At 73.5% G+C, this 22,841-nt stretch carries 24 protein-coding genes; 7 read left to right on the forward strand and 17 right to left on the reverse strand.

Translation table 11 applies throughout. The features are described 5' to 3' along the window. Positions 1-77 precede the first annotated feature (77 nt). The 6 genes from mftE to mftA are packed head-to-tail and all read right to left on the reverse strand — an operon-like array spanning position 78 to position 6,277. The gene (gene mftE, locus ACFPFQ_RS28660) at positions 78-785 is read right to left on the reverse strand and encodes a mycofactocin biosynthesis peptidyl-dipeptidase MftE (protein WP_379624297.1); all 708 of its coding nucleotides are present in this window, start codon (positions 783-785) and stop codon (positions 78-80) included. Continuing rightward, a complete protein-coding gene (locus tag ACFPFQ_RS28665) occupies positions 782-2,701 on the reverse strand; it encodes a mycofactocin system FadH/OYE family oxidoreductase 2 (RefSeq protein WP_379624299.1) in 1,920 nt (639 codons plus the stop codon). The genes mftE and ACFPFQ_RS28665 overlap by 4 nt, the downstream gene beginning before the upstream one ends. After that, the gene (locus ACFPFQ_RS28670) at positions 2,698-4,644 is read right to left on the reverse strand and encodes a mycofactocin system FadH/OYE family oxidoreductase 1 (protein ID WP_379624375.1); all 1,947 of its coding nucleotides are present in this window, start codon (positions 4,642-4,644) and stop codon (positions 2,698-2,700) included. The genes ACFPFQ_RS28665 and ACFPFQ_RS28670 overlap by 4 nt, the downstream gene beginning before the upstream one ends. A 1-nt stretch (position 4,645) precedes the next feature. Beyond that, on the reverse strand, positions 4,646-5,872 hold the full coding sequence (gene mftC, locus ACFPFQ_RS28675) for a mycofactocin radical SAM maturase (protein ID WP_379624301.1): 1,227 nt from the start codon (positions 5,870-5,872) through the stop codon (positions 4,646-4,648). Beyond that, complete coding sequence (gene mftB, locus ACFPFQ_RS28680) at positions 5,869-6,186, reverse strand: mycofactocin biosynthesis chaperone MftB (protein ID WP_379624303.1); 318 nt, start codon at positions 6,184-6,186, stop codon at positions 5,869-5,871. The genes mftC and mftB overlap by 4 nt, the downstream gene beginning before the upstream one ends. Beyond that, positions 6,176-6,277, reverse strand: coding sequence for a mycofactocin precursor MftA (mftA, locus tag ACFPFQ_RS28685; protein ID WP_379624305.1), 102 nt, complete (start codon positions 6,275-6,277; stop codon positions 6,176-6,178). The genes mftB and mftA overlap by 11 nt, the downstream gene beginning before the upstream one ends. 130 nt (positions 6,278-6,407) lie before the next feature. Between mftA and ACFPFQ_RS28690 the strand changes: the two genes are divergently transcribed. From ACFPFQ_RS28690 to ACFPFQ_RS28700, 3 genes are read left to right on the forward strand one after another with little or no spacing between them, the layout of a single operon-like run. Further along, positions 6,408-7,508: a GNAT family N-acetyltransferase gene (locus ACFPFQ_RS28690; RefSeq protein WP_379624307.1), complete on the forward strand. Its 1,101-nt coding sequence runs from the start codon at positions 6,408-6,410 to the stop codon at positions 7,506-7,508. Next, the gene (locus tag ACFPFQ_RS28695; RefSeq protein ID WP_379624309.1) at positions 7,505-8,155 is read left to right on the forward strand and encodes a bifunctional 4-hydroxy-2-oxoglutarate aldolase/2-dehydro-3-deoxy-phosphogluconate aldolase; all 651 of its coding nucleotides are present in this window, start codon (positions 7,505-7,507) and stop codon (positions 8,153-8,155) included. The genes ACFPFQ_RS28690 and ACFPFQ_RS28695 overlap by 4 nt, the downstream gene beginning before the upstream one ends. Further along, on the forward strand, positions 8,152-9,087 hold the full coding sequence (locus tag ACFPFQ_RS28700; RefSeq protein WP_379624311.1) for a sugar kinase: 936 nt from the start codon (positions 8,152-8,154) through the stop codon (positions 9,085-9,087). The genes ACFPFQ_RS28695 and ACFPFQ_RS28700 overlap by 4 nt, the downstream gene beginning before the upstream one ends. Positions 9,088-9,091: 4 nt before the next feature. Here the strand turns inward: ACFPFQ_RS28700 and ACFPFQ_RS28705 are convergent, their stop codons facing one another. Further along, entirely contained in the window at positions 9,092-9,301 is a 210-nt protein-coding gene (locus ACFPFQ_RS28705) for a hypothetical protein (RefSeq protein WP_379624313.1), read from the reverse strand. Between the two features lie 21 nt (positions 9,302-9,322). Next, positions 9,323-9,916 carry a hypothetical protein gene (locus ACFPFQ_RS28710; RefSeq protein ID WP_379624314.1) on the reverse strand — a complete coding sequence of 198 codons (594 nt, stop codon included), beginning with the start codon at positions 9,914-9,916 and terminating at the stop codon, positions 9,323-9,325. Positions 9,917-10,035: 119 nt separating this feature from the next. On the opposite strand from ACFPFQ_RS28710, the gene ACFPFQ_RS28715 reads away from it, so the two are divergent. Both ACFPFQ_RS28715 and ACFPFQ_RS28720 read left to right on the forward strand, forming a co-directional pair. Next, positions 10,036-11,211 (forward strand): sensor histidine kinase, encoded by a 1,176-nt coding sequence (locus tag ACFPFQ_RS28715; protein ID WP_379624316.1) that lies wholly within the window; start codon positions 10,036-10,038, stop codon positions 11,209-11,211. After that, a complete protein-coding gene (locus tag ACFPFQ_RS28720; protein WP_379624318.1) occupies positions 11,208-11,852 on the forward strand; it encodes a response regulator in 645 nt (214 codons plus the stop codon). The genes ACFPFQ_RS28715 and ACFPFQ_RS28720 overlap by 4 nt, the downstream gene beginning before the upstream one ends. Positions 11,853-12,150: 298 nt before the next feature. Here the strand turns inward: ACFPFQ_RS28720 and ACFPFQ_RS28725 are convergent, their stop codons facing one another. Beyond that, positions 12,151-12,552, reverse strand: a complete 402-nt coding sequence (locus ACFPFQ_RS28725; protein ID WP_379624320.1) for a MerR family transcriptional regulator — start codon at positions 12,550-12,552, stop codon at positions 12,151-12,153. A 92-nt stretch (positions 12,553-12,644) separates the two neighbouring features. Between ACFPFQ_RS28725 and ACFPFQ_RS28730 the strand changes: the two genes are divergently transcribed. Then, the gene (locus ACFPFQ_RS28730; protein ID WP_379624322.1) at positions 12,645-13,292 is read left to right on the forward strand and encodes an SDR family NAD(P)-dependent oxidoreductase; all 648 of its coding nucleotides are present in this window, start codon (positions 12,645-12,647) and stop codon (positions 13,290-13,292) included. On the opposite strand, the gene ACFPFQ_RS28735 is transcribed toward ACFPFQ_RS28730, so the two are convergent. The 6 genes from ACFPFQ_RS28735 to thiD form a co-directional block, all read right to left on the reverse strand. Continuing rightward, positions 13,270-14,040 (reverse strand): DUF4184 family protein, encoded by a 771-nt coding sequence (locus ACFPFQ_RS28735; protein WP_379624324.1) that lies wholly within the window; start codon positions 14,038-14,040, stop codon positions 13,270-13,272. The genes ACFPFQ_RS28730 and ACFPFQ_RS28735 overlap by 23 nt on opposite strands. A 109-nt stretch (positions 14,041-14,149) precedes the next feature. After that, the gene (locus ACFPFQ_RS28740) at positions 14,150-14,965 is read right to left on the reverse strand and encodes an FAD binding domain-containing protein (RefSeq protein ID WP_379624326.1); all 816 of its coding nucleotides are present in this window, start codon (positions 14,963-14,965) and stop codon (positions 14,150-14,152) included. Next, positions 14,962-15,444 carry a (2Fe-2S)-binding protein gene (locus ACFPFQ_RS28745; protein WP_379624328.1) on the reverse strand — a complete coding sequence of 161 codons (483 nt, stop codon included), beginning with the start codon at positions 15,442-15,444 and terminating at the stop codon, positions 14,962-14,964. The genes ACFPFQ_RS28740 and ACFPFQ_RS28745 overlap by 4 nt, the downstream gene beginning before the upstream one ends. Next, complete coding sequence (locus tag ACFPFQ_RS28750; RefSeq protein ID WP_379624330.1) at positions 15,441-17,702, reverse strand: xanthine dehydrogenase family protein molybdopterin-binding subunit; 2,262 nt, start codon at positions 17,700-17,702, stop codon at positions 15,441-15,443. Before ACFPFQ_RS28750 ends, ACFPFQ_RS28745 begins: the two co-directional genes overlap by 4 nt. A gap of 81 nt (positions 17,703-17,783) precedes the next feature. Next, positions 17,784-18,293: a winged helix-turn-helix transcriptional regulator gene (locus tag ACFPFQ_RS28755; RefSeq protein WP_379624331.1), complete on the reverse strand. Its 510-nt coding sequence runs from the start codon at positions 18,291-18,293 to the stop codon at positions 17,784-17,786. A gap of 35 nt (positions 18,294-18,328) precedes the next feature. Continuing rightward, positions 18,329-19,186, reverse strand: coding sequence for a bifunctional hydroxymethylpyrimidine kinase/phosphomethylpyrimidine kinase (gene thiD, locus ACFPFQ_RS28760; RefSeq protein WP_379624333.1), 858 nt, complete (start codon positions 19,184-19,186; stop codon positions 18,329-18,331). A gap of 147 nt (positions 19,187-19,333) precedes the next feature. On the opposite strand from thiD, the gene ACFPFQ_RS28765 reads away from it, so the two are divergent. Further along, positions 19,334-19,774, forward strand: coding sequence for a nitroreductase family deazaflavin-dependent oxidoreductase (locus tag ACFPFQ_RS28765; RefSeq protein WP_379624335.1), 441 nt, complete (start codon positions 19,334-19,336; stop codon positions 19,772-19,774). A gap of 144 nt (positions 19,775-19,918) precedes the next feature. On the opposite strand, the gene ACFPFQ_RS28770 is transcribed toward ACFPFQ_RS28765, so the two are convergent. Next, the gene (locus tag ACFPFQ_RS28770; RefSeq protein ID WP_379624337.1) at positions 19,919-22,081 is read right to left on the reverse strand and encodes an FtsX-like permease family protein; all 2,163 of its coding nucleotides are present in this window, start codon (positions 22,079-22,081) and stop codon (positions 19,919-19,921) included. Beyond that, on the reverse strand, positions 22,078-22,833 hold the full coding sequence (locus ACFPFQ_RS28775; protein ID WP_379624339.1) for an ABC transporter ATP-binding protein: 756 nt from the start codon (positions 22,831-22,833) through the stop codon (positions 22,078-22,080). The genes ACFPFQ_RS28770 and ACFPFQ_RS28775 overlap by 4 nt, the downstream gene beginning before the upstream one ends. Between the last annotated feature and the right edge of the window lie 8 nt (positions 22,834-22,841).

The following is a 22,841-nucleotide window of genomic DNA, read 5'->3' on the forward strand; positions in this document are numbered from 1 at the left end:
GATCCACCGGCCGCCCCGATCCGCGGCAACCTGCCGTCGCTCCTCGAGCGTGACGTTCGGTGATGCCGCCGGGCCCGTCAGGCGAGGCGGCCGCGCTCGTCGGGCTCCCAGCGGGAGAGCTTCTCGCGCAGCTGCCCGACCATCCCGGCGAGGAACATCTCGCCCTGTGCGGCGCTCGCACCGTACGGATCGCCGAGCACCCCGTTGGGGCTCGCGGCCGCGACCCCGCCCCGCACGAGCGTCGGCAGGAGCTCGCGCAGCGACGCGGTGTTGCCGGCCTCCGCGGCGTCCTCGCGCACCAGCGGCGCGTCCAGCGCGAGCATGATCGACGTCTCGGTGTGGCCGGCGTGGGCGTCACCGCCGGGCACCGTGCAGCCGAACCACGCGACGTCGCGACCCTCGACCCGCAATTGCGCGGCGGCCTCGGGAACGGTCGGCAGGTTGCCACCATGACCATTGACGAAAAGCAGTCGGGTGGCCCACCCGCCGGCGGACCGGCCCAGTTCCACCAGAACGGCGCGCAATGCGTCATGCCCGATCGAGAGCGTTCCCGGGAATCCCTCGTGCTCGCCGGAAGCACCATAGGCAACGGGCGGGGCGAGCAGGATCGAGGGATCGTCGACCGCGACCCGGCGGGCGACGGCGGCGGCGATCCGGGCGTCGGTGTCGAGCGGCAGATGGGGTCCGTGCTGCTCCATCGAGCCGACCGGAATGATCAAGGTGCGGCCCTCGGGCTCGGCGAGATCGGTCCACGTCCGCTCGCCCAGGCGCCTGCTCTGCGTCACAGCGACACCCCCACCCGATGCCCCTCGCGGACCGCCGCGTCGGCGCGTCGCGGGGCGACGCAGTCACCGATCCGGTGGACCGGGAGGGGCCCCTCGCGCAGCTGCTTCCACAGCTCGTCCTCCGGCTCTGCCGGCACGGCACACACCACCCAGTCGTAGATCATCTCGGTGCCGGTGCCGACCGTGTGGTGCAGCACCGAGACCGCGATCCCGGTGCCCTTCGCGGTCGCGCCGAGCACCACCCGATCCGTTGTCATCACGATCCCGGCAGCATGCGCCCTGCGGTGGAACAGCTCCATGTCGAGGGTCGTCCCGAGGTCCTGCACGGCCACCATCGCGGGCGTCATGATCTCCGTGGAACAGCCGCTCGCGGCCAGCGACTCCGCCACCGATGCCGCCTCCTGGAACCCCAACTCGTCGTAGACGAGCACCGCACCCGACGGCATGACGCGACCGTCGAGCACGTCGCGGACGTCGACGACGCGGTCCAACCCGGTGCCCCAGTCGGGCCGGGCGGGGCGCGCCCCGGTGGCGAGCACGACAGCGTCGGGTGCCACCGCCGCGATCGCCTCGGCATCGACGGCGACGCCCGTCCGGATCTCGACGCCCAGCCGCCGGCACTGCGCCTCGAGGTCGCGCACGAGGTTCCCGAACTCGGCGCGCCCGGCGCCCCTGGCCGCTACGGCGACCTGCCCGCCGGGCGACGGCGAGCGCTCGCAGAGGATCACCCGGTGCCGGCGCCCGGCCGCCGTGACCGCGGCCTGCAGCCCGGCGGGCCCACCGCCGACCACCAGTACCCGGCGGCGTGGGGACGGTGCCGGCAGCGGCAGCGCCTCCTGCCCGGCCCGCGGGTTGACGAGGCAGCCCAGCCGCCGGTTGAGGCCGACCCGTCCCACACACTCCTGGTTGCAGGCGATGCAGGTGCGGGCGGGGCGCCGCGCGAACGCCGGTTCGGCGATCTGCCCGCGGACCACCCCGACGAGGTCGCAGTCACCGGCGTCGAGCGTCGCCTCGGCCTGCTCCCGCGTGCTGAAGCGGCCGACGCCGATCACCGGCAGCGCGACGGCCGCCCGGATCGCCGCCGGGATGTGGCGCGCGTACCCCGGTCGCACCGGCATCGGCGCCTCGATGAGGTGCAGGCTCGCCGTGGCTACGCCGATCGAGGTGTTGATGTAGTCGACGTGCCCGTCCCCTTCGAGGAGCCGGGCGGTGGCCACCGCCTCGGCGAGCGGGATGCCGCCGGCGAGGCCCTCGTCACCGCAGATCCGGACGCCGAGCGCCCGCCCCGGACCGATCGTCGCCCGGACGGCCGCCGCCACCTCGCGCACGATCCGGACGCGGTTCTCCAGCGCGCCGCCGTACGCGTCGGCCCTCCGGTTGGTCAGCGGGGAGAGGAACTGCCGCAGGAGCGACGCGTGCGAGCACTGCAGCTCGACCCCGTCGAACCCGCCGTCGGCGCAGTGCCGCGCCACCAGCGCGTAGCCGGAAACCAGCTCCGCGATCTCCGCCACGGTGAGGGCCGCCGGTACCTCCCGGAACATCGGGTCCGCGATCGCCGAGGGCGCCCGGACCGGCTGCCGCGAGTACATCCCGCTCGACTGCCCGCCGTTGTGGTTGAGCTGCGCGAGCACCGCCGCGCCGTGGGCGCGCACCGCGGCGGTGAGCAGGCGGTAGCCAGGCACCACGGCCGGGTCGTGGCCGCGGAGGAGCTTCTCGTAGGGCCGGTCGTCCGGGTGGACGGAGTGCTCCTCGGTGATCACGAGACCGGCGCCACCCGCGGCCCGCTCGGCGTAGTACGCCACGTGCTGGGCCGTCGGCAGGCCGTCGACCGCGGTGTTGGTGAGGTGCGCGGAGAACACGATCCGGTTGCGCAGCGTCAGTGGACCCAGCCGCAGGGGCGTGTCGAGAAGGCTCATCCGGCCCCGATCGCCAGCGCCGCGCGCCGCCCCTCGAGCACGGCCTCGTGGACGGTCCGAGGTGCGACGCAGTCCCCCGCACTCGCGAGCGCGGGCCGGGCGAGCGCGAGCGCGTCCTCGGGGAGACGGTGGCCGCAGTCGATCACCAGGTCGCACTCGACGGTGCGCCGCTGCCCGGTCCAGACGTGTTCCAGAACGGCCCGCCCGGACGCCACTTCGACCAGCACCGACCGCAGCTCGCGCAGCACGCCGGCCCGGTCCAACCGGGCGTTGACGGGGGCCGGATCCGCGAGCTGGGTACCGGCAACGGAATCCGGACAGACGAGCGACACGGCACAACCGGCGGCAGCGACAGCGACGGCGATGCCGACGCCCACCCCGTCCCCCACCGGATCGTTGACGCACACCGTGCGGGGGTGACGCACACCGTCGACGGTGTGCGTCACCCCCTGACGGTGTGCGCGAGCCGTCCACGCCGCTGCGCTGAGCACCTCGCCGTCCGACCGGTAGGGGGGCTCTGCGTCGCGGGCGCCGGTCGCCAGCAGCACCGCGACGCCGCCGGCCACCGCCGCGTCCAGGTCCGGCAGCCCGACCGGCACCCCCGTCTCGACCTTCACCCCCAGCCGCGTCAGCTCCCGCTCCCACCACCGGATCAGCAGGCCCATCCGACCCGGTGCCCACCGAAGTGCCCCACCCAGCTCGACGTCGCGTTCGGCGAGCCGCACCCGGTGGCCCCGCAGCGCGAGCACGCGGGCCGCCTCCATCCCCGCCGGGCCGCCGCCGACGACGAGCACGTCGCGGGGCTCGGGGTCGGCACCCTCGACGGGAGGGTCGTCCGTCTCGTGCCCGGAGCGCGGCTCGGCGTCATCGGTGATGATCGGGTTGCGCGGGTCGCGCACGGCCGTGCGCCGGTTGGACAGCGTCGCGGGCCGGATCCGCTCGGGGTGACCGGCCCGGACGTGCGCCACCAGGTCGGGATCGGCGATCTGCGCGCGCGTCATCTCGACGAGGTCGGCGACGCCGCCGTCGAGCGCCTCTTGCGCCATCGCCGGGTCGACGACGCTGCCCTGCAGGACCACCGGCACCGCACCGGCGAAGCGCGCACACAGGTCCCGGTTGAAGCCCAGTGGGGTGTGCCGATCGGGGCGGGTGGCGCCCGTGGAGAGCGCGCAACCGCGCACCACCACGAGGTAGTCGACGAGGTCGGCGACGGCGGCGGCCGTCGCGAGCGCCTGCTCCGGTGTGATCCCGGCCCACGGTGCGAGCTCGTCGCCGCACAGCCGCAGCCCGACGATCCCGTCGCTGTCGCGGACGGCCGCCAACACCGCCCGCAGCAACCGGTCGCGCTCGCGCCCGTAGGCGTCGGCGCGGCGGTTGGTGAGACCGGACGCGAACTGGCGCAGAAGGGAGAACTGCCCCGCGTTGATCTCGACGCCGTCCAGGCCGGCCTCGACGGCCAGCGCGGCCGCGGTGGCGAATCCCGTCACCAGCGCGTCGATCTGGGGCTGCTCCATCTCCATCGGCACCTCACGGCTGACCACGTCGGCCACCCGCGACGCGCCCCAGAGCGCCTGCCTGCCGTACGCCGAGCTGCCCTGCGAGCCGGCGTGGCCGAGCCCGGCGAGCACGAGCGTCCCGTGTGGCCGGCAGGCGCGCGCCACCGCCGCCCAGCCCTCGACGCAGTCGGCCGCCAGCGGCGCGCGCTCGTAGGGCCAGTCCGAGTCATGCACCGACGCGATCTCGGTGACGATCACACCGGCACCACCGGCGGCCCGGCGCCCGTAGTAGGCGACGTGCCGGTCGGAGATCTCGCGGCGCCGCGCGAGGTTGGTCTCGTGCGGCCCGAAGAGCACGCGGCTCGGCGCGGTCCGCCCGCCCAGCTCGACCGGACCCTGCAGAGGTATCAGCCCGGCCCGCAGTCTCGTACTGCGAGCCGGGCCGATGTCAGTGCCCCGCGACGGGAACGCGCAGCCGCGAGTCCGACGCGTCACCGGCGATGCCGGCCAGCGGGCTCGTCTCGCAGGCCTTGTCCGGGCGCCCCATGCCGATCGAGACCGGCACCGGACCCCGGGAGTTCCGCGGCGCCGAGCGCGAGTGGTCGACCTCGGACTTCGGGATCGCGAACGAGCCGTCGCGTGCCGCCAGCGCCTGCTCGCCGAAGCCGCGCACGCACTCCGGGTCGGGCCCGTCGAGCGGGAGGCCGGTGAAGAACTTGGCCGCCATGCACCCGCCCTGGCACGAGTCGTAGTGCATGCAGCTCTGGCACGCGCCACCGGTCTGCGGCGTGCGCAGCTCGGCGAACAGCTCCGAGTTCTTCCAGACCTCCTCGAACCCGCCGGGCGAGCGGACGTTGCCTGCCAGGAAGTTCTCGTGGATCGCGAACGGGCACGCGTAGACGTCACCGACGGGGTCGATGAGGCACACGACGCGCCCGGCGCCGCACAGGTTGAGCCCCGGCAGTGCCTCCCCGAACGCGGAGAGGTGGAAGAAGGAGTCGCCGGTGAGGACCTGATCGCCCTTGGCCACGAGCCAGTCGTACATCTGGCGTTGCTGCGACGGGAGCGGGTGCAGCTCGTCCCACACGTCGGCGCCGCGGCCGGACGGGCGCAGCCGCGTGATCCGCAGCTGCGCGTTGAACTTGTCGGCGATGGCCTTGAACTCATCGAGCTGATCGACGTTCTGGCGGGTCATCACGACGCTGATCTTGGGCTGGCCGAAGCCCGCCTCGGCGAGGTTCTCCAGCGCGCGCATGGCGGTGGCGTAGGAACCCGGCCCGCGGACGTGGTCGTTGACCTCGGCGGTGGCGCCGTCGAGGGAGATCTGGACGTCGACGTAGTCGGTGCGCGCGAGCTGCGCAGAACGCTTCTTGTCGAGCTTGATGCCATTGGTGGAGAACTTGACGCCCACGTTGTGGTCGATCGAGTAGTCGAGCAGCTCCCAGAAGTCGGGACGCACCGTCGGCTCGCCACCGCCGATGTTGATGTAGAAGACCTGCATCTTCTGCAGCTCGTCGATCACACCCTTGGCCTCGGCCGTGGTGAGCTCGCGCGGGTCGCGGCGTCCCGAGGACGACAGGCAGTGCACGCACGCGAGGTTGCAGGCGTAGGTGAGCTCCCAGGTCAGGCAGATCGGGGAGTTCAGGCCGTACTGGAAGTGGTCCACGAGTTTCATGTGCGCTCCTCGATGGTGCCGTTGGCGGCCAGTCCGGCCAATGCACGCAGGTAGGCGGGCCGCTGCGCCTCCTCGACGCCGGCGGCCTCGATCGAGGCGTGCACGGACTCGTGGTTCTCCAGCCCGGACACGACGTCGACGAGCTGCGGGGTCTTGAGGAACGACAGCTTCCGCGTGCCGAAGTGGTAGACCAGCGCGCCGAAGGGCTCGGGCCGCAGCGCGACGCTCGGGCTGCACCGGAACGGCCGGTCGGGATCGAACGCCGGGCCCGTGGCGGGCCCGGCGCCGGCCGGTGCGTCGGTGTTAGTAGACACCGCACATGCCGTCGATCGAGACCTCTTCGACGAGGGTCTCCTCGACCACGGGCTCTTCTGTTCTTGTCTCGGTCTCGCTCGTGGGGGCCATGGGCTGCTCCGTTCGTAGCGGGTGAGGCGGTGCAGGCGACACTATTTGGCACCGGGTGCCAAAGCAAGGCTCCCTGGCTGATCGTCCGGGCGGACCCGTCCGATCGGAGGGGGTGGGCGAGACTGGTCCGGTGACCGACCCGTTGCTGCACATGATCACCACGGCCGACTGGAAGGTCGCGCTGGCGGCCGGGGTCGTCGCGCCGCCGTCACTGGCGGAGGTCGGGTTCGTCCACCTGTCGACGGCCCACCAGGTCGCGGTGCCGGCCAACGCGCTGTTCACCGGGCGCCGCGACATCCAGCTGCTGGTGCTCGATCCGGACCGGATCGGCGTCGAGGTGCGGTGGGAGGACGGGCACCCGCCGGCGCCGGACGGCATGCAGTTCCCGCACGCGTACGGCCCCGTCCCGACCTCGGCGGTGCTGGCAGTGCGGCCCTACCTACCCGACGAGAACGGCGCGTTCGGCGTGTCCGAGACGCCTGCGACCGACGCGGCATCGCGGGCGGCGGGGTTCGAGCAGGCGGTGCTGGTGCGGGCGGCGACCACCGTGGTCCCGGTGACCGGCGGCCTGGCCGTGCTCACCGCCGAGGTGCCCCGGTCGCGGATGCACAACCAGCTGCTCGTCGACGGCACGGTCGAGGCCGCACAGCTCGTCGCGGATGCCGACGCGGTGCTGGGCGGGGCCGGGCTGGCGCATCGCATGACCAACCTCGTCGGGTCGGGCCAGCAGCCGGTCGCCGAAGCGCTGATCGAGCGTGGCTGGCACGCCGACCACATGGCGATCATGGTGGCGCCCGCGGCCGGGAAGCACGACGCACGCGTGGAGCGGGTGGACCTCGACGACCTGCGCCCCCTGTGGGCCGAGGCGTGGCGCCACGACATCCCGGGGGTCACCGACGACGTCATCACGCAGCTCGCCGACCGCAACGGCGTGGAGGAGCGCGTCGTCGACCTGCGCTACCTCGCGGTGCGGGCGGCCGGGCGGCCGGTGGCGTCCTGCATGCTGAAGATCGACGGCGCCACGGCGTGGATCGACGCCGTCAGCACGGACCCCGAGCATCGCGGACTCGGCCACGGCGACGCGCTCGTCGACACGGCGCGGGCGCTCGCGGCCGACGCCGGCTGCGATCTCGTCGCACTCGCGGCCGACCTCGCGGACTGGCCGCTGCAGTGGTACGCCCGCCGCGGGTTCGTGCAGGTCGCCCAGGCCTGGAGCGTCGGCACCCCATGAGCACAGCATCGGCCGGCTCGGCAGGGCCGGGGCCGCACCTGCTGCGCACCCGCGTCGTCGCCATCCTGCGCGGCCACGACGGCACCCACCTGGCGGCCACGATCGACGCGCTGGTCGGCGCGGGCATCACCTGCCTGGAGATCACCACGAACACGCCGGACGCCTTTGCCACCGTCACGGCGACGCGCGAGCGGTACGGCGACGGCGTCGAGGTCGGGGTGGGCACCACCCGCACCCCCGAGCACGTACGGGCCGCCGCTGCCGCCGGCGCGCAGTTCGTCGTGTCCCCCGGCACCTCGCCCGCTGTCGCGACGGCGGCGCACGACGCCGGCCTGCGCTGGTACCCCGGGGCCTTCACCGCCACGGAGGCCGAGACGGCGTGGGGGCTGGGCGCCGCTGCCGTCAAGCTGTTCCCCGCGAGCCTCGGCGGGCCCCGGTACCTGCGCGAGCTGCGCGCACCGCTCGACGACGTGCCGTTCGTCCCCACCGGCGGTGTCGCACTCGACCAGATCGGCGAGTACCTCGCGGCCGGAGCGGTCGCGGTCGGGCTCGGGAGCCCGCTGCTCGGTGACGCGCTGCGCGGTGGCTCGCTCGACGATCTGGCCGGGCGCGCCGCTGCGGCACTGGCTGCCGGGCCGGGATCGTGACTCCGCAGCTGGTCACGCTGGGCGAGACCATGGCCGCGCTCACCACGCCTGGCATCGGCCCGCTGCGCCACGCCCGCAGCCTGGACCTGCGGGTGGCGGGAGCCGAGGCCAACGTGGCCATCGGGGCTGGCCGCCTCGGGGTGCGCACGGCGTGGTTCGGCCGGGTCGGTGACGACGAGTTCGGCGCGCTGGTCCGCCAGACGCTCGCCGGTGAAGGGGTCGACGTCTCCGGCGTCGTCGTCGACCCGGACGCCCCGACGGGCCTGCTGATCAAGGAGCATCGCACCGCGGCCGTCACCCGCGTGTCCTACCGGCGGGCTGGGAGCGCCGGTTCCCGGCTGGGGCCCGGCGACGTCGATCCCGCGGTGGTGGGCGCGGCGACGGTCCTGCACGTCACCGGCATCACGCCCGCGCTCAGCGGCAGTGCCCGGGATGCGGTGCGGTTCGCGGTCGAGGTGGCGCGCACCGCAGGCGTGCTGGTCTCGGTGGATCTCAATCATCGCGATGGCCTGTGGGCGGCAGCGGATGCGGTGACCGAGTACCGCTGGCTCGCGGCCCGGTGCGACCTGCTGTTCGTCACGGATGCGGAGGCGGCGCTGCTCGTCGACGGGCCCGATCCGCTGCGGGCGCTCGCCGCGCTCGGCCCGGCCGAGGTGATGGTCAAGCGCGGCGCCCGCGGCGCCACCGCCCTGATCGACGGGCAGGTGCTCGAGGCCCCCGTCTTCGCCGTCACCTCGCTCGACCCGGTCGGGGCGGGCGACGCCTTCGCCGCCGGCTACCTCGCGGAGCGGATCCACGGCGCACCGGCCGCGCAACGGTTGCGAACGGCCGCTGCCGCTGGCGCGTTCGCCGTCACGGTGCAGGGCGACTGGGAGGGCCTGCCGAACCGGGCCGAGCTGGAGCTGCTCACCGCGGCCGACGTGCACCGCTGACGGCTCACGCCTTCGCCGCGCGCTTGCGGAGCTTGGCGCCGCGCTCGGCGACCACGGCCCCGACGACGGCCAGCACGGCGCTCGCCGGCATCTCCCAACCGTCGAGGAAAGGCACGTAGTTCACCAGGAACCAGCTGGGACTGCCGCCGATCCAGTTGTTGATGAAACCCCCGACGCCCTGCACGATCATCAGGATCCCGAGTACTTCCAGCATGGTCGTTCCTCTCGTGTGTGGTCAGCGGTGGGTGGTGGCGGGACGCCGGGGCGGCGCGATGCTCACTCGCAGCGGCCACCCGACGAACCAGATGAGCGCGATCGCGGCGAGCCGCCCGCCCCAGTTCCACATCGGGTCGCCGAACCAGTCCAACGGTGCGGGCACGGCGGTGCCGGCAACCAGCGCCGTCACCGCGATCACGGCCAGCGCGATCACGGTCGCCAGCGCGGCCTTGCCCCATTCCCGCCACTCGTGGGCAACGCGCTCGGGGCCGTACTTCGGGGGCGCGGGTGGCGGCGGGCCGCCCGCGAAGCGGTGGGCGAAGCGCCGGTCGGCCCACCGGATCATCGAGTGCCCGAACGCCACGGTGAACCCGAGGTAGACCGCGGCGAGACCGTGGGTCAGCCCCGGAGCCGAGCCACCGGCGACGTCGATGATCGACGCCGAGACCAGCACGAGATCGAGCACCGGCACGAGCAGCAGCAGGACGGTGCTCAGCACCCGCGCCCGCAACAGGTAGCGGGCGGCGAGCCCCAGCACGAGCAGCACCCAGAAACCGAGCTCGCAGGCGGCGATGAGCAGCACGAGCGGGTTCGCGGACAGGAAGTTCCCCATGGCAGGAGAGCTTGGCGGCGCAGCGGCCACGGGTCGTCGGTCCTCGTGCTGATCTCTCACCGCCATGGGTACGACCTTCGAGTGACGCGGCACGACTTCGGTCGTGCTGGGATGTGCGCATGCCGACCGACGTCCGGGTGCGTGATCTCGGGTACGCGGCCGCCTACCTCCTCGGCAGCGTGTTCCTGCTGATGGTGGTGCCCGTCGCGCGCATCACCTGGTGGCAGGCGGAGCCCTCCCCCGCGCTGTGGGTCGAGCTCGCCCAGATCGGGGTGGCCTGCGTCGGGGCGACGCAGCGGCGCTCCCATCCGCTGGTAGGTCTCGGGCTGACGACGGCCGCGATGGCGTGGGGGATCGTGATCACCGGCGGCACCGGTACCGGCGTCCTGCTCATGTTCACCGACCTGCTCTACTGCGCCGTGCTGCACACGTCGCGGCGGGTGAGCTGGGCCGTCTCCGGCGCGGCCGGCGTCGTGATCGTCGCTCTCGGTGTCGTCGGGCTGATCGCCAAGGGCCCCAGCGACGCCGTGCAGATCCTGCTCAGCATCACGGCGCTGCTGGGCATCCCGGTCCTGTGGGGCCGGGAGGTGCGCCGGCACCAGGAACAGGCCGGCGTCGAACGCGACCGCGCCGACCAGACGCGCCGCGTGGCCGAGCTGGACCGGTTGGCCGCCGTCACGGCCGAGCGCGCGAGCATGGCCCGCGACCTGCACGACGTGATCGCGGGCCAGCTCTCGGCCATCGCGATCCAGTCCGAGGCCGTGCTGTCGCTGCCCGACCCGGATCCCGCGACGTTGCGCCGGGTCCTCACGTCGGTACGGACCACGAGCGTCGCGTCGCTCAACGAGATGCGGACCATGATCGGGCTGCTGCGCGAGGACGATGCCGCGGCCGATGAGCCGCGCACGGCCCCCGCCGGGCTCGACAGCCTCGGCACCTTGCTCGAGACGGCGCGCGCCACCGGGCTGACGATCACGCTCGACGACCGGCGCCCACCCGCCGCCGCGGTGCCGGCCGCCGTCGACCTCGCGGCCTACCGGATCGTGCAGGAGTCGCTCACCAACGCGGCCAAGCACGCACCGGGCAGCGCGGTCGGGCTGACGCTGCGCAACGATGCGGGGATGCTCGTGGTGGAGATCGACAACGACCTCGTCCCGGATGCGGCACCGGCCGGGGGCACCGGGACCGGACTGCTCGGGCTGCGCGAGCGCGCGAGCGCCGTCGGCGGCCGGGTGGTGGCGGAGCAGCACGGCACCCGGTGGTCGGTGCGCGCGTCCCTCCCGGTGCCGTCATGAGCGTGCGCGTTGTGGTGGCCGACGACCAGTCGGCCATCCGCACCGGCCTCGCGATGATCCTCGACTCGGCCCCGGACATCGACGTGGTCGGTGAGGCGGCCGACGGGCTCGCCGCCGTCGCGATGGCCCGCAGATTGGCACCGGACATCGTGTTGATGGACATCCGGATGCCCGGGATCGACGGCATCGAGGCCACCCGCAGGCTCGTCGCCGACGCCGTCTGCGACGTGCTGGTGCTCACCACGTTCGACCTCGACGACTACGTCGACTCGGCACTGGCGGCAGGCGCGGCGGGCTTCCTGCTCAAGTCGGTATCGGCACCGGCGCTGCTCGACGCGGTGCGCGCGGTTGCCCGCGGGGACGGGGTGCTGGCCCCGGAGATCACCCGCCGCGTGCTGTCGCGGCTGGCGGCACCGGTGCGGGCCGCGGCACCCCCTCCCGGCCTGGCCGACCTGACCCCGCGCGAGCGCGACGTCCTCACCTGCCTCGGTCGGGGGCTGTCCAACGCCGAGATCGCCGCCGAACTGGTGATCACCGAGGCCACCACGAAGACCCACGTCTCCCGGGTGCTGACCAAGCTGGGCCTGCGCTCGCGGGTGCAGGCGGCGATCGCGGCGCAGGAGGCGGGGTTGACGGGCTGAGCGGTTCGGGCGGGTGGGGATCGGACGGCCCGGCCCCGCCCGACCCGTTGCAGGAAAGCCACTTTGCCGCAACGACGTTGCGGGAACGTGGCTTTCCTGCAACGTCAGTCCGAGTGCGTCCCCCTTCCTGCGGTTGGGGGGCGCGGGGCGTGCCCGTCGCTGACGGCGCCAACCAGTTGGCCTCGACGCCGATGTCGGGACGTTGGCGCCGTGGCTACGAGGTTGGCGCGGCGGCGGCCCGCGACGACCGCGCCAACCAGATGGCCACCGCGCCGATGGCGAGACGTCGGCGCGGTGGCTACGAGGTTGGCGCGGTGGCGCGCACCCGGTCCCGTCGGGGAAGGGCGGGGGCCTCGGGCTTCGCCGCCAGCACCTCGTCGATCAGCTGCCTCGAGTGCTGCAACTGCTCGATCGACTCGCTGATCCGCCTCCGCTCGCGCTGCAGCATCGCCGCGAGCTCCGGGCAGTTCGGCACCATCCGCTCGCCGCCCGCGACGCACGGCAGCACCTGGCCGATCGTGGCCGTGGTGAGCCCCGCGGCCAGCAGCCCCCGGATGTGGGCGACGGTGGCGACGTCGGCTTCGGCGTACTCGCGGTGGCCGCTGGCGAGCCGGGCGGGGCGGAGCAGGCCCTGCTCCTCGTAGTAGCGCAGCAGCCGCTCGCTCACCCCGGTGGCCCGGGAGAAGGAACCCATGCGCATGTCGCCTCCGCCACGTTCGGCTGGACCTCACATCCATGTGAGAACTTAGCGTCGGCCGCATCGAGAACACCGCGATGTGTGAGGAGCAGACCATGCCAGGAGCAGTCGTCATCGGGGCCGGGCCGGGCATCGGCCGGTCGGTCGCGCTGCGGTTCGCGCGCGCAGGCCTTCCGGTGGCGGTCATCGCCCGCTCGGCCGCGACCGTGCGGGCCGTGGCCGCCGACCTCGCGCCGTCGGACGTCCCGGTCGTCGCGCTGACGGCCGACGTGTCCGACGAGCCCGGCCTGCGCGCGGCGCTCGACAAGGCGGCGGCCGAGGTGGGCCCGCCCGATGTCGTCGTCTACAACGCCGCGGTGATCCAGTGGGACGTGCTGGGCGAGCTGTCGGCCGCCGAGCAGCTGCAGAGCTGGGCCGTCAACGTCGTGGGAGCCATCACGACCGCCGCCCACGTGGCGCCCGGAATGGCCGAACGGGGCGCCGGGACGTTCCTGATCACGGGCGGCATGCCGGAACCGGTGCCGACCTACATCAGCCTCTCGCTCGGCAAGGTCGCGGTGCGCGCGCTCGTCACGATGCTCGACGCGCAGTACCGCGCCGACGGCGTGCACTTCGCGTCGGTGACGGTCGGTGGACCGGTCGCCACCGGCACCGCCTACGACCCGGACGAGATCGCCGAGCGCTACTGGCAACTGCACACGCAGCCGCGGGCCGAGTGGGTCACCGAGGTCCGGCACGGCTGACGCTGCGGCGCGCGTACCAGAGCGCCGCGTAGGCGACCAGGGCCGTTGCAGTGCCCTGAGCGGCACCGATGATGACGTTGCGGACGACGTCGTAGGACGTCTGGTCGGACTCGGACGCGAGCTCGGCGGCCGTCAGCCCGACGCCGATCGCCGCCGCGAGCACGCAGCACACCGCAACGGCGCCGCGGACCCCGCCCGGCACGGCCTGCCAGGCGACGGCTTCCACCGGCGCGCCGCGGTACCAGCGCCGGGCCCACCACAGCAGCACCGCGATCCCGACCGCCGCCGACAGGTAGGAGAGGACGTTGAACAGCGCGTTCGGCCCGAGCACCGGGGTCCGCAACCAGGCCCATGCCTGCACCGCGGCGCCGTCGGCGTGGGTGATCTGGTCCCAGAGCAGGTGGGTGACCGCGCCCACCAGCACCCCGGCGACGGAAGGGGCGAGCCACCAGAGCCCCACCGCGGGCCGCCCGGGTCGAGGCACCCGGACCCGCCAGCCGAGCGGCGCCAGCGCCATCACCGGCGCTGCCATTGCCCGGCCGGCGGCGAGCAGGGCGAACCCCATCAGGAGGTCGATCCCGACCAGGCCGATCGGGGTGTGGGCGAGCTCGGGGTGCAGGAACCGCGGGATCGCGTGGCGCAGGTAGTACGGGAGATCAGGGGCGAGCGACCCCGCCACCAGCGCCGGCAGCGGGAGCCAGCGCCGCAGCGGCAGCACCACGGCCGGGTGGGCGAGGGTGAACGGCACGGGCCGACCCTGCCAGCCCGCCCGCGCCTCGATTGCAGGAAGGCCACCTTGCCGCAAGGATCTTGCGGCAAGGTGGCCTTCCTGCAACGGGGCCGGCGCGGGGCGCCGATCAGCCTCCCGCGGCCGTGGTGAGCGCCCGGCGGGTCAGCACCCGGGCCAGGTGCCTGCGGTAGTCGGCCGTCGCCGTCAGGTCCGAGCTCGGCTCGGTGCCCTGGTCGGCCAGCGCGGCGGCCTCCGGGATCGACGCCCCGTCGGCCAGCGCGGCCTCGGTGGCCGACGCCCGCAGCGGCGTGCCGCCCATGTTGACGAGTCCGACCCGGCCGTCGACGACGGCCACCGCGACGATCGCCCAGTCGTTGGCCCGGCGCACGAACTTCTCGTACGCGAAGCCCGCCGTACCCGTGCGCGGCACCCGGATCTCGACGATCAGCTCGTCGGGTTCCATGACCGTGCTGAAGACGCCGGTGTAGAACTCCGTGATCGGGACGCTGCGGGTGCCGTTGCGCCCGCGCAGCACGATCGTGCCGCCCAGCGCGAGCACCGCGGCCGGGAGGTCGGACGCCGGGTCGGCGTGTGCGAGCGAGCCGCCCAGCGTGCCGCGGTGGCGCACCTGCGGGTCCCCGACCGTGCGCGCGACGGCCGGCAGCAGCGGCGACTCCTTGGCCAGCAACGTCGACGACGCGACCGTGCGGTGCCGGGTGCCGGCACCGATCGCGACCTCGTCGCCGTCGAGCCGGATGTAGTCGATCTCGGTGAGGCGGCCGATGTCGATGATCATCTCGGGGGTGGCCAGCCGCAGCTTCATCACCGGCAGCAGCGAGTGGCCGCCTGCCATGATCTTGGCGTCCTCACCGTGCTCGGCGAGCAGCGCGAGCGCGCCGTCCACCGAGTCCGGCCGGGCGTAGGAGAACTCGACGGGGATCATGCGCCGCTCCCGGCGGTCTGCCCGCTCGCGACCTGCACGGCGCGGACGATGTTGTGGTAACCCGTGCAGCGGCACAGGTTGCCCTCGAGCCCCTCGCGGATCTCCCGCTCGGACGGGGTCGGGTTCTCCTCGAGCAGGCTCACCGTTGCCATGATCATGCCCGGCGTGCAGAAGCCGCACTGCAGCCCGTGCTCGCTGTGGAAGGCGGCGGCCACCGGGTGCAGGTGCTCGGCGTCGGGCGACAGGCCCTCCATCGTCGTGACGGACCGGCCGTCGGCCTGCACGGCCAGCACGGTGCACGACTTCACCGACTCGCCGTCGAGCAGCACGGTGCATGCACCGCAGGATGTGGTGTCGCATCCGATGTTGGTGGCCTTGAACCCGAGCACGTCGCGCAGGTAGTGCGCGAGCAGCAGCCGGGGTTCGACGTCGGCGGCGGTGTCCGCCCCGTTGACGGCGATCTGGACCTTCTCGGTCATTCGGCACCTCCCGTGGCGCTGTTGATGGCGTTCCAGACCCGCAGCGGGCTGGTCGGCATGTCGATGTGGCGGACGCCGAGGTACGACACGGCATCGATCACCGCGCTCTGCACCGCAGGGGTGGCGCCGATGGTGCCGGCCTCGCCGATCCCCTTGGCCCCGATCGGGTTCAGCGGCGTGGGCGTGGCCATGTCCATCAGCGTGAAGCTGGGCAGCTCGGCCGCCGACGGGAACGCGTAGTCGGCGAACGTGGCCGTCAGCGGGTTGCCGTCCTCGTCGTAGACGACCTCCTCGAACAGCGCCTGCGCGATGCCCTGCGCGATGCCGCCGTGGCGTTGCCCCTCGGCGAGCAGCGGGTTGAGCACCGGCCCGGCGTCGTCGACGGTGATGATGCGGTCCACCACGGCCCGGCCGGTCTCGATGTCGAGCTCGACGACGGCGACGTGAGCGCCGAACGGGAAACTGGGCGCGCCGCTGTCGAACACCGTGTCGACGCGCAGCTGCTCGCGCTCGGCCAGCGCGGCGAGCTCGATGCCCGAGTCGGTGCCCTTGACCTTCACCGAGCCGTCGACGACCTCCAGGTCGTCGATGTTGGCCTCGAGGATGTCGGCCGCGCGCTGCTTGGCGAGCTCCACGAGCTCGCCCGCCGCCTGGTAGACCGCGACGCCGCCGGTCTGCAGGCTGCGCGAGCCCATCGTGCCGGCACCACGCGGGATCAGGTCGGTGTCACCGTGCTTGACCGTGATCCGGTCGACCGGGATGCCGAGGTGCTCGCTCGCGAGCATCGCCCACGCCGTGGCGTGGCCCTGACCGTGCGGTGACGTGCCGGTCAGCACCGTGACGGAGCCGTCGGGGTGCACCTCGACCGAGGCGTCCTCGGCGAAGGCCCCACCCCCGGTGATCTCGACGTAGGCCGAGACGCCGATGCCCAGCTGCTGGGCGGCGCCGCTCTCGCGCCGGGCGGCCTGCTCGGCCCGCAGCTCCGTGTACCCGGACGCGTTGAGCACCGAGTCGATGGCCTTGGCGTACTCGCCGGAGTCGTAGACCGCACCGCCCTTGGTGGTGAACGGGAACCTGTCCGGCGCCACGACGTTGCGCCTGCGCACCTCGGCCACGTCCATGCCGATCTCGACGGCGAACAGGTCCATGGCCCGCTCCATCGCCGCGGTGGCCTCCGGTCGCCCCGCGCCGCGGTAGGCGCCGGTGGACGTGGTGGTGGTGACGACGGCCCGGGCGCGCGACTCGACCTTGGGGATGTCGTAGACGGCGGGCGCCATCATGCGCGTGAACATCGGCAGGATCATGCCCAGCCGCGGGTACGCGCCTGCGTCGGCGATGACGTCGAGCCGGTAGGCCAGCACGTCGCCGTTGCGGTTGCCGCCGATCGTCACCGTCTGGAGCTGGGCGCGGCCCTGCACCATCCCGGTCATGTTCTCCGAGCGGCTCTCGGTCCACTTGACCGGACGGCCGGTGCGCTTGGCGAGCCACGCGACCAGCAGGAACTCCGGGTCCGCCCCGATCTTGGCGCCGAACCCGCCGCCGACGTCCGGCGTGATCAGGTGGATCAGGGAGGCGTCGATCCCGAGCCAGCCGGCGATCTCGTCACGTGCCGACTGCGCGTTCTGGGTGGAGCACCAGATCGTGAGCCTGCCGTCGTCGCCCCAGACCGCGGCCGCGGCGCGCGTCTCCAGCGACGCGGCGGCCACGCGCTGGTTCACCATCTCCTGGGTGATGACGACCTCGCAGTCGTCGAACAGGTGCGGGTCGAAGTCGTCCTCGCTGCCCATCGCGATCGTGAGGTTGGTGCCGGCCTTCTCGAACAGCAGCACCTCGTCCGACAGCGCGGCCTTGAGGTCGATGACCGCGGGCAGCGGGTCGTAGTCGATCTCGACGAGGTCGGCGGCGTCCTGGCCCTGGTAGGCCTCCTCGGTGAGCACGGCTGCCACCGGCTCGCCGACGAAGCGCACCTTGTCGGTGGCCAGCCAGCCGCGCTCCATGCCGTCCGGGGCGGCGGGGAACAGCTTCACCGCAGGCAGTTCGATGTCGGAGCCGACCACGACGTCGGCGACGCCGGGGGCCTCCTTGGCTCCGGTGACGTCCACCGCGGTGATCAGCCCGTGTGCGACGGGCGAGCGGACCAGCGTCAGGTGCAGCGCTCCGGTCAGCCGCTCGTCGACCAGGTCATCGGTGTAGGTGGCCCCGCGGGACAGGAACACCGGATCCTCGACGCGTTTGACTCGCGTCCCCATGATGCTCATGCAATAGCCTCGCTGCTGCTCGAACGATCGTTCATTGCACGCCACACTATGTCGCCGGCCGAGCGGCGCGCGATCCCCGCCTCATGACCCCGGCAGGAGCGCTCCGGGTCCGACGCGCTCGTCGACCCGATCGCCCGCGGTGAGCACGTGACCGTGGCTGCACACGGCCCGGGATGTGACGGTGCCGCCGCAGCCGGCGTGCTCGGCGTGCACGGGCGGGCCTGCGGCGCCGGCGAGGTGCTCGTCGCCGAAGGTCTTGGCGGCGAGCAGGATCTGGCCCAGTTGCCGTCCGGTGGTGGTGAGGACGTACTCGTGACGCGTCCGGTGGCCCACCTCGCGGTAGGCCACCCGATCCACGAGACCGGCGTCGACGAGCGTGCGCAACCGCCTGCTCAGCACGGCCGGAGCGATCCCGATGTGGGTGATCAGGTGGTCGAACCGGCTCACGCCGTGGGCGAGGTCGCGCAGCACCACCAGCATCCACGGCTGCCCGATGATCTCCGCGGTGCGCGCGATCGAGCAGGTGGTGGTGGCGACCGCCGTGAACGGCAGCGTGGAGCCGTCGTCGGCGCCGATCCGGGACTCGGCCATGGTCACCAGGGTAGCCCTGACTTCCGATGGCGTACTCAGCTCTCGATCTTGTTCCACCAGCCCGGCATCGCCCACTGCGTCGAGACCGGGCCGTGGCCGGCGCCGAGCGGGTAGGACCAGCGCACGGCCTGCACCAGGTAGGCCTTCGCGAAGGCGGTGGCCGCGCGCGCGTCGAGGCCCTTGGCCAGCCCCGACGCGATCGCCGACGCCATGTTGTCGCCGCTGCCGTGGGTGTTGCCCGTGGAGAACCGCGGGCCGGGGAACTCGGTGAACGTCTCGCCGTCGAAGAGCAGGTCGACGCAGACGTCGACGTCCTCCTTCAGGTGCCCGCCCTTGACCAGCACGTACTTCGGCCCCAGCGCGTGCAGCGCGCGGGCCGCCTCGTACTGGGCCTTGCGGTCGTGGACGTCCAGGCCGATCAGCAGCCGCACCTCGTCGAGGTTGGGGGTGATCACCGTGGCGCGGGGGAACAGTTGCGTGCGGTACGCGTCGAGCGCGTCGTCGGCGAGCAACGGGTCGCCACCCATCGAGGCAGCCACCGGGTCGACGACGAACGGGGTGCGCCCCCCGGACCCGATCCCCACCCGGTCGCAGGCCCCGACGATGGCCTCGATGATCGCGGTGGTGGCGAGCATCCCGGTCTTGACCGCGTCCAGGCCGATGTCGGTGGCCACCGTCTCGATCTGCGCCGCGACCGTCTCCGGCGGGATGGTGTGCACCGCGGAGACGCTCACCGAGTTCTGCACCGTGACCGCCGTCACCGCGACGCAGCCGTGCACCCCGCACGCGGCGAACGCCCGCAGGTCGGCCGTGACACCCGCGCCGCCACCCGAGTCGGTGCCCGCGATCGTCATCACCCGGGGTGGGGTCGTCCCGATCGTGCGCTCGACCATCATGTCCTCCCGACAACCGGCATTACCCGGCTGGTTCGACGGTCGGTGGCATCAGCCACCCTCTCAGCCCGATCCGCCCGAGCTCCCGTGTCAACCCGATGGTGTCGCACCGGGAAGATCCGCGGGCCGCCGGGTGTTGCTCGCAACATGGCTTTGGACGGTGAAATCGAGCTCAGCCCCACCGGCTGGGTGCGCGAGCAGACCGAGACGATTCTCAAGAACGGCACGACCGACGGTGTCCTGATCATGGACCGGCCGGTGATCCTGCTGACCACCCGCGGCGCCAAGACCGGCAAACTGCGCAAGGTGCCGCTGATGCGGGTGGAGCACGACGGCACCTACGCCATCGTCGCCTCGCTGGGTGGAGCACCGAAGCACCCGGTCTGGTACCACAACGTCACGGCCGACCCCCACGTCGAACTGCAGGACGGCAGCGTCACGCAGGACCTCGTCGCCCGCGAGGTCAGCGGCGACGAGAAGGCGGCGTGGTGGGAGCGCGCCGTCGCCGCCTATCCCGAGTACGCCAACTACCAGACCAAGACCGACCGGCAGATCCCCGTCTTCGTGCTGGAGCCGGCCTCCGCCTGAGTCCCACCGCCGAAACCGCCGCGCCCACGTCCGACGTGCGCGCGGCGGTTTGGTCTGCGCTGCGTGGCACGGTTCCGGCGTGCAGCCGATCCCGGACATGGACGTCGACCTGCAGTCGACTCCTGGTCTGACCGTCCGGCTGCCTCAGGCGTCCTGCAGCGCCCGGATCGGCGCCACCCGTCCCGCCCGCACGGCCGGGATCAGCGCCGCCAGCACCGCCACCGCCACGACACCCACCACCAGCCCGGCGAGCGACCACCCCGGAACGGCGACGGTGGTGCTGCCCAGCCCGAGCGTCCGGACGGCCAGCACCCCGTAGGCCGACCCGAGCACGGCGCCGAGCACGGCGGCACCGGCACCGCTCAGCGCCGCCTCCCAGGCCACCATCGCCCGCACCCCGCCACGGCCGAGCCCGATGGCGCGCAGCAGGCCGGTCTCCCGGGTCCGCTCGGTGATCGACAGCATCAGCGTCACACCGACACCCACGATCGCGACCAGCGCGGTCATGCCGACCAGGCCGAACCCGATCAGCCCGGCCACCCCGATCGTCGTCTCGAGCTCCGCGCGGGCGTCACCCGCGTACTGCACGAGTACGTTCGGCTCCCCGGCGACACCCGGGCCGACGGCGTCACGCGCGACGCCCTCCGGCACGCCCGGCGCCGGGTCCACCAGCACGGACGAGCCCGCCGCCCGCACCACCAGCCGGGGATCGCCTGCCAGCCGCGCGGCGATCGACGCGGCCGAGGCCGCGCCGTCCGTGCCGATCACGATGTCGGACGGGAAGTTCTCGGCGATGCTGGCCGCGCTCGACGCCCCGACCGAGGCCAGCGCCACCAGCAGGGCCGACGTCAGCCCGGCGCCCAGCGCCAGCACGGAGATCGTGGCCGCCGTGCGGCGCGGCACGTCGGTCGCGTTGGCCACGGCCAGCCGGCCGGGACCGCCACCGATGGCCGCGATGCCGCGACCGATCGTCGTGGCCAGCCCGCGCACCAGCAGCGGGCCGATCGCCACCAGTGCGGCGAACGCGACCAGCCCGGAGACCGCGACCACCATCGTCCCCACGATCGACGTGCCCAGCGCGCCGCCGACCCCCGCCCAGGCCAGCGCGGCCGCCGCGGCCGCGAGCACCCCGGCAACCCCGATCCGCCGCCCCCTTCGGGGCGCGCCGCTCTCCCCCGCCCCGGCCGAGCCGAGCGCCGCGACCGGCGGGATCCGGCCGGCGGCGAGCGCCGGAGCGACCGCGGCCACCACGGTCGCCAGCACCGCCAGCAGCAGGCAACCCACGACCCCCGGCCACCAGATCACCAGCGAGACCCCGGTGACCGGCAGCACCGCGACGACGCCGTACCCGCCGAGCACCGCGATGGCGATCCCGATGACGCCCGCGACGAACCCCGTCACGACGGCCTCGGCGAGCACGGCCCGCGTCACCTGCCCACGCGCCGCCCCGACGCAGCGCAGCAGCGCCAGCTGGGTGCGCCGCTGCGTCAGCACGATCCGGAACGTCGAGGCCACCACCACGATCGCGGCGACGACGGCGAGCCCGGCGAACACGCCGATCCCGGCCACCACCGCGCTCACCGACGCCGAGGCGTCGGCCGCTTCGGCGTCACGGCGCTGTGCGCCCGTCTGCACGGACGCGTCGGTCCCCAGCGTCGCGCGCACCGCTTCGAGCAGGGTGGCAGGCGCGACGCCCGGCCGCGCGGTCAGATCCACCTGTTCGAGGTGCCCGCCGAAACCGGCGACCGCCTCCGGGGTGGCGAGGAGCGTGTCGACCGGTGGTTCCTTCGACGGCGCGACGACCCCCGTGACCGTGACGATCCGGGCGCCCGCCGGAGTCGCCACGGTCAGCGTGGCACCGGGCGCGATCCGGATCCGGGCGGCGGTGGCCGCGCTGATAGCCACCTCGTCCGCCGCCGCCGGCAACCGGCCAGCGGTGGGAGGCGCGGGCAGCCGGGTCAGCGGCCCCCGCATCGGGTCCGAGACCACCATCCAGCTCGTGCCGGCACCGGCGCCCGTGACCGTCGCGAAGTCCTGCCAGACACCGACGGCCTGCGCGACGCCGTCGATGCCGGCCGCGCGGGCCACGAGCTCGCCCGCGGCGCCGCCATGGGGTACCACGGCCACCGCGGCGGCCACCGGCGTCACGCTGCTGCCGTCGGTCAGGTAGGCCCGCAGCGTCTCGCTCAGCAGCATGGTGCCGGCGGCGAACACGGTGGCCACGGTGATCGCCAGCCCGGTCAGCACCAGCCGGCCGGGGCGGCGGCGGGTCTCGGTCAGCAGTGCCCCGGCCGTCGGGCCGATCACGCCCTGGCCGCCGCGGGCGCGGTGAGCGAGGCCATCGCGGCGAGCACCGTGTCGGGGCGCGGGTCGACGATGCCGCCTGCCAGCCGCCCGTCGCGCAGCAGCACGACCTCGTGGGCCCACGAGGCGGCCACGGCGTCGTGGGTGACCATGACGACCGTCTGGCCGAGATCGCGGACGCTGCGGTGCAGCAGGCCGAGCACCTCCTGGCCGCTGGCGGTGTCCAGGTTGCCGGTGGGCTCGTCGGCGAATACCACGTCCGGGCGCCCGAGCAGGGCCCTGGCCAGCGCGACCCGCTGCTGCTGCCCACCGGACAGCTCGGCGGGACGGTGCCCCAACCGGTCGCCCAGCCCCAGCATGCCGATCAGGTTCGCGCGCCACTGCGCGTCCGGGGCGCGCCCGGCCAGCCGCGACGGCAGCTCGATGTTCTGCTCGGCGGTGAGCTGCGGCAGCAGGTTGAAGGACTGGAAGACGAAGCCGATGCGGTCGCGCCGCACGGCGGTGAGCTCGGCATCGCTGCTGGTGCTGAGGTCGGTGTCGCCGAGAAGCACCGTTCCGGACGTGGCCGTGTCGAGCCCGGCGAGCAGGTGCATGAGCGTGGACTTGCCGGATCCGGACGGCCCCATGATCGCGGTGAACCGGCCTGCCGGGATCGCGAGGCTCACCCCGTCGAGCGCGTGGACGGCGGCATCGCCGCGTCCGTAGACCTTGACGAGATCGAGAGCCTGGGCGGCAGCCCTGCGGGCATGCGTCATCGCGTTGT

Source organism: Pseudonocardia sp. GCM10023141, assembly GCF_042653605.1.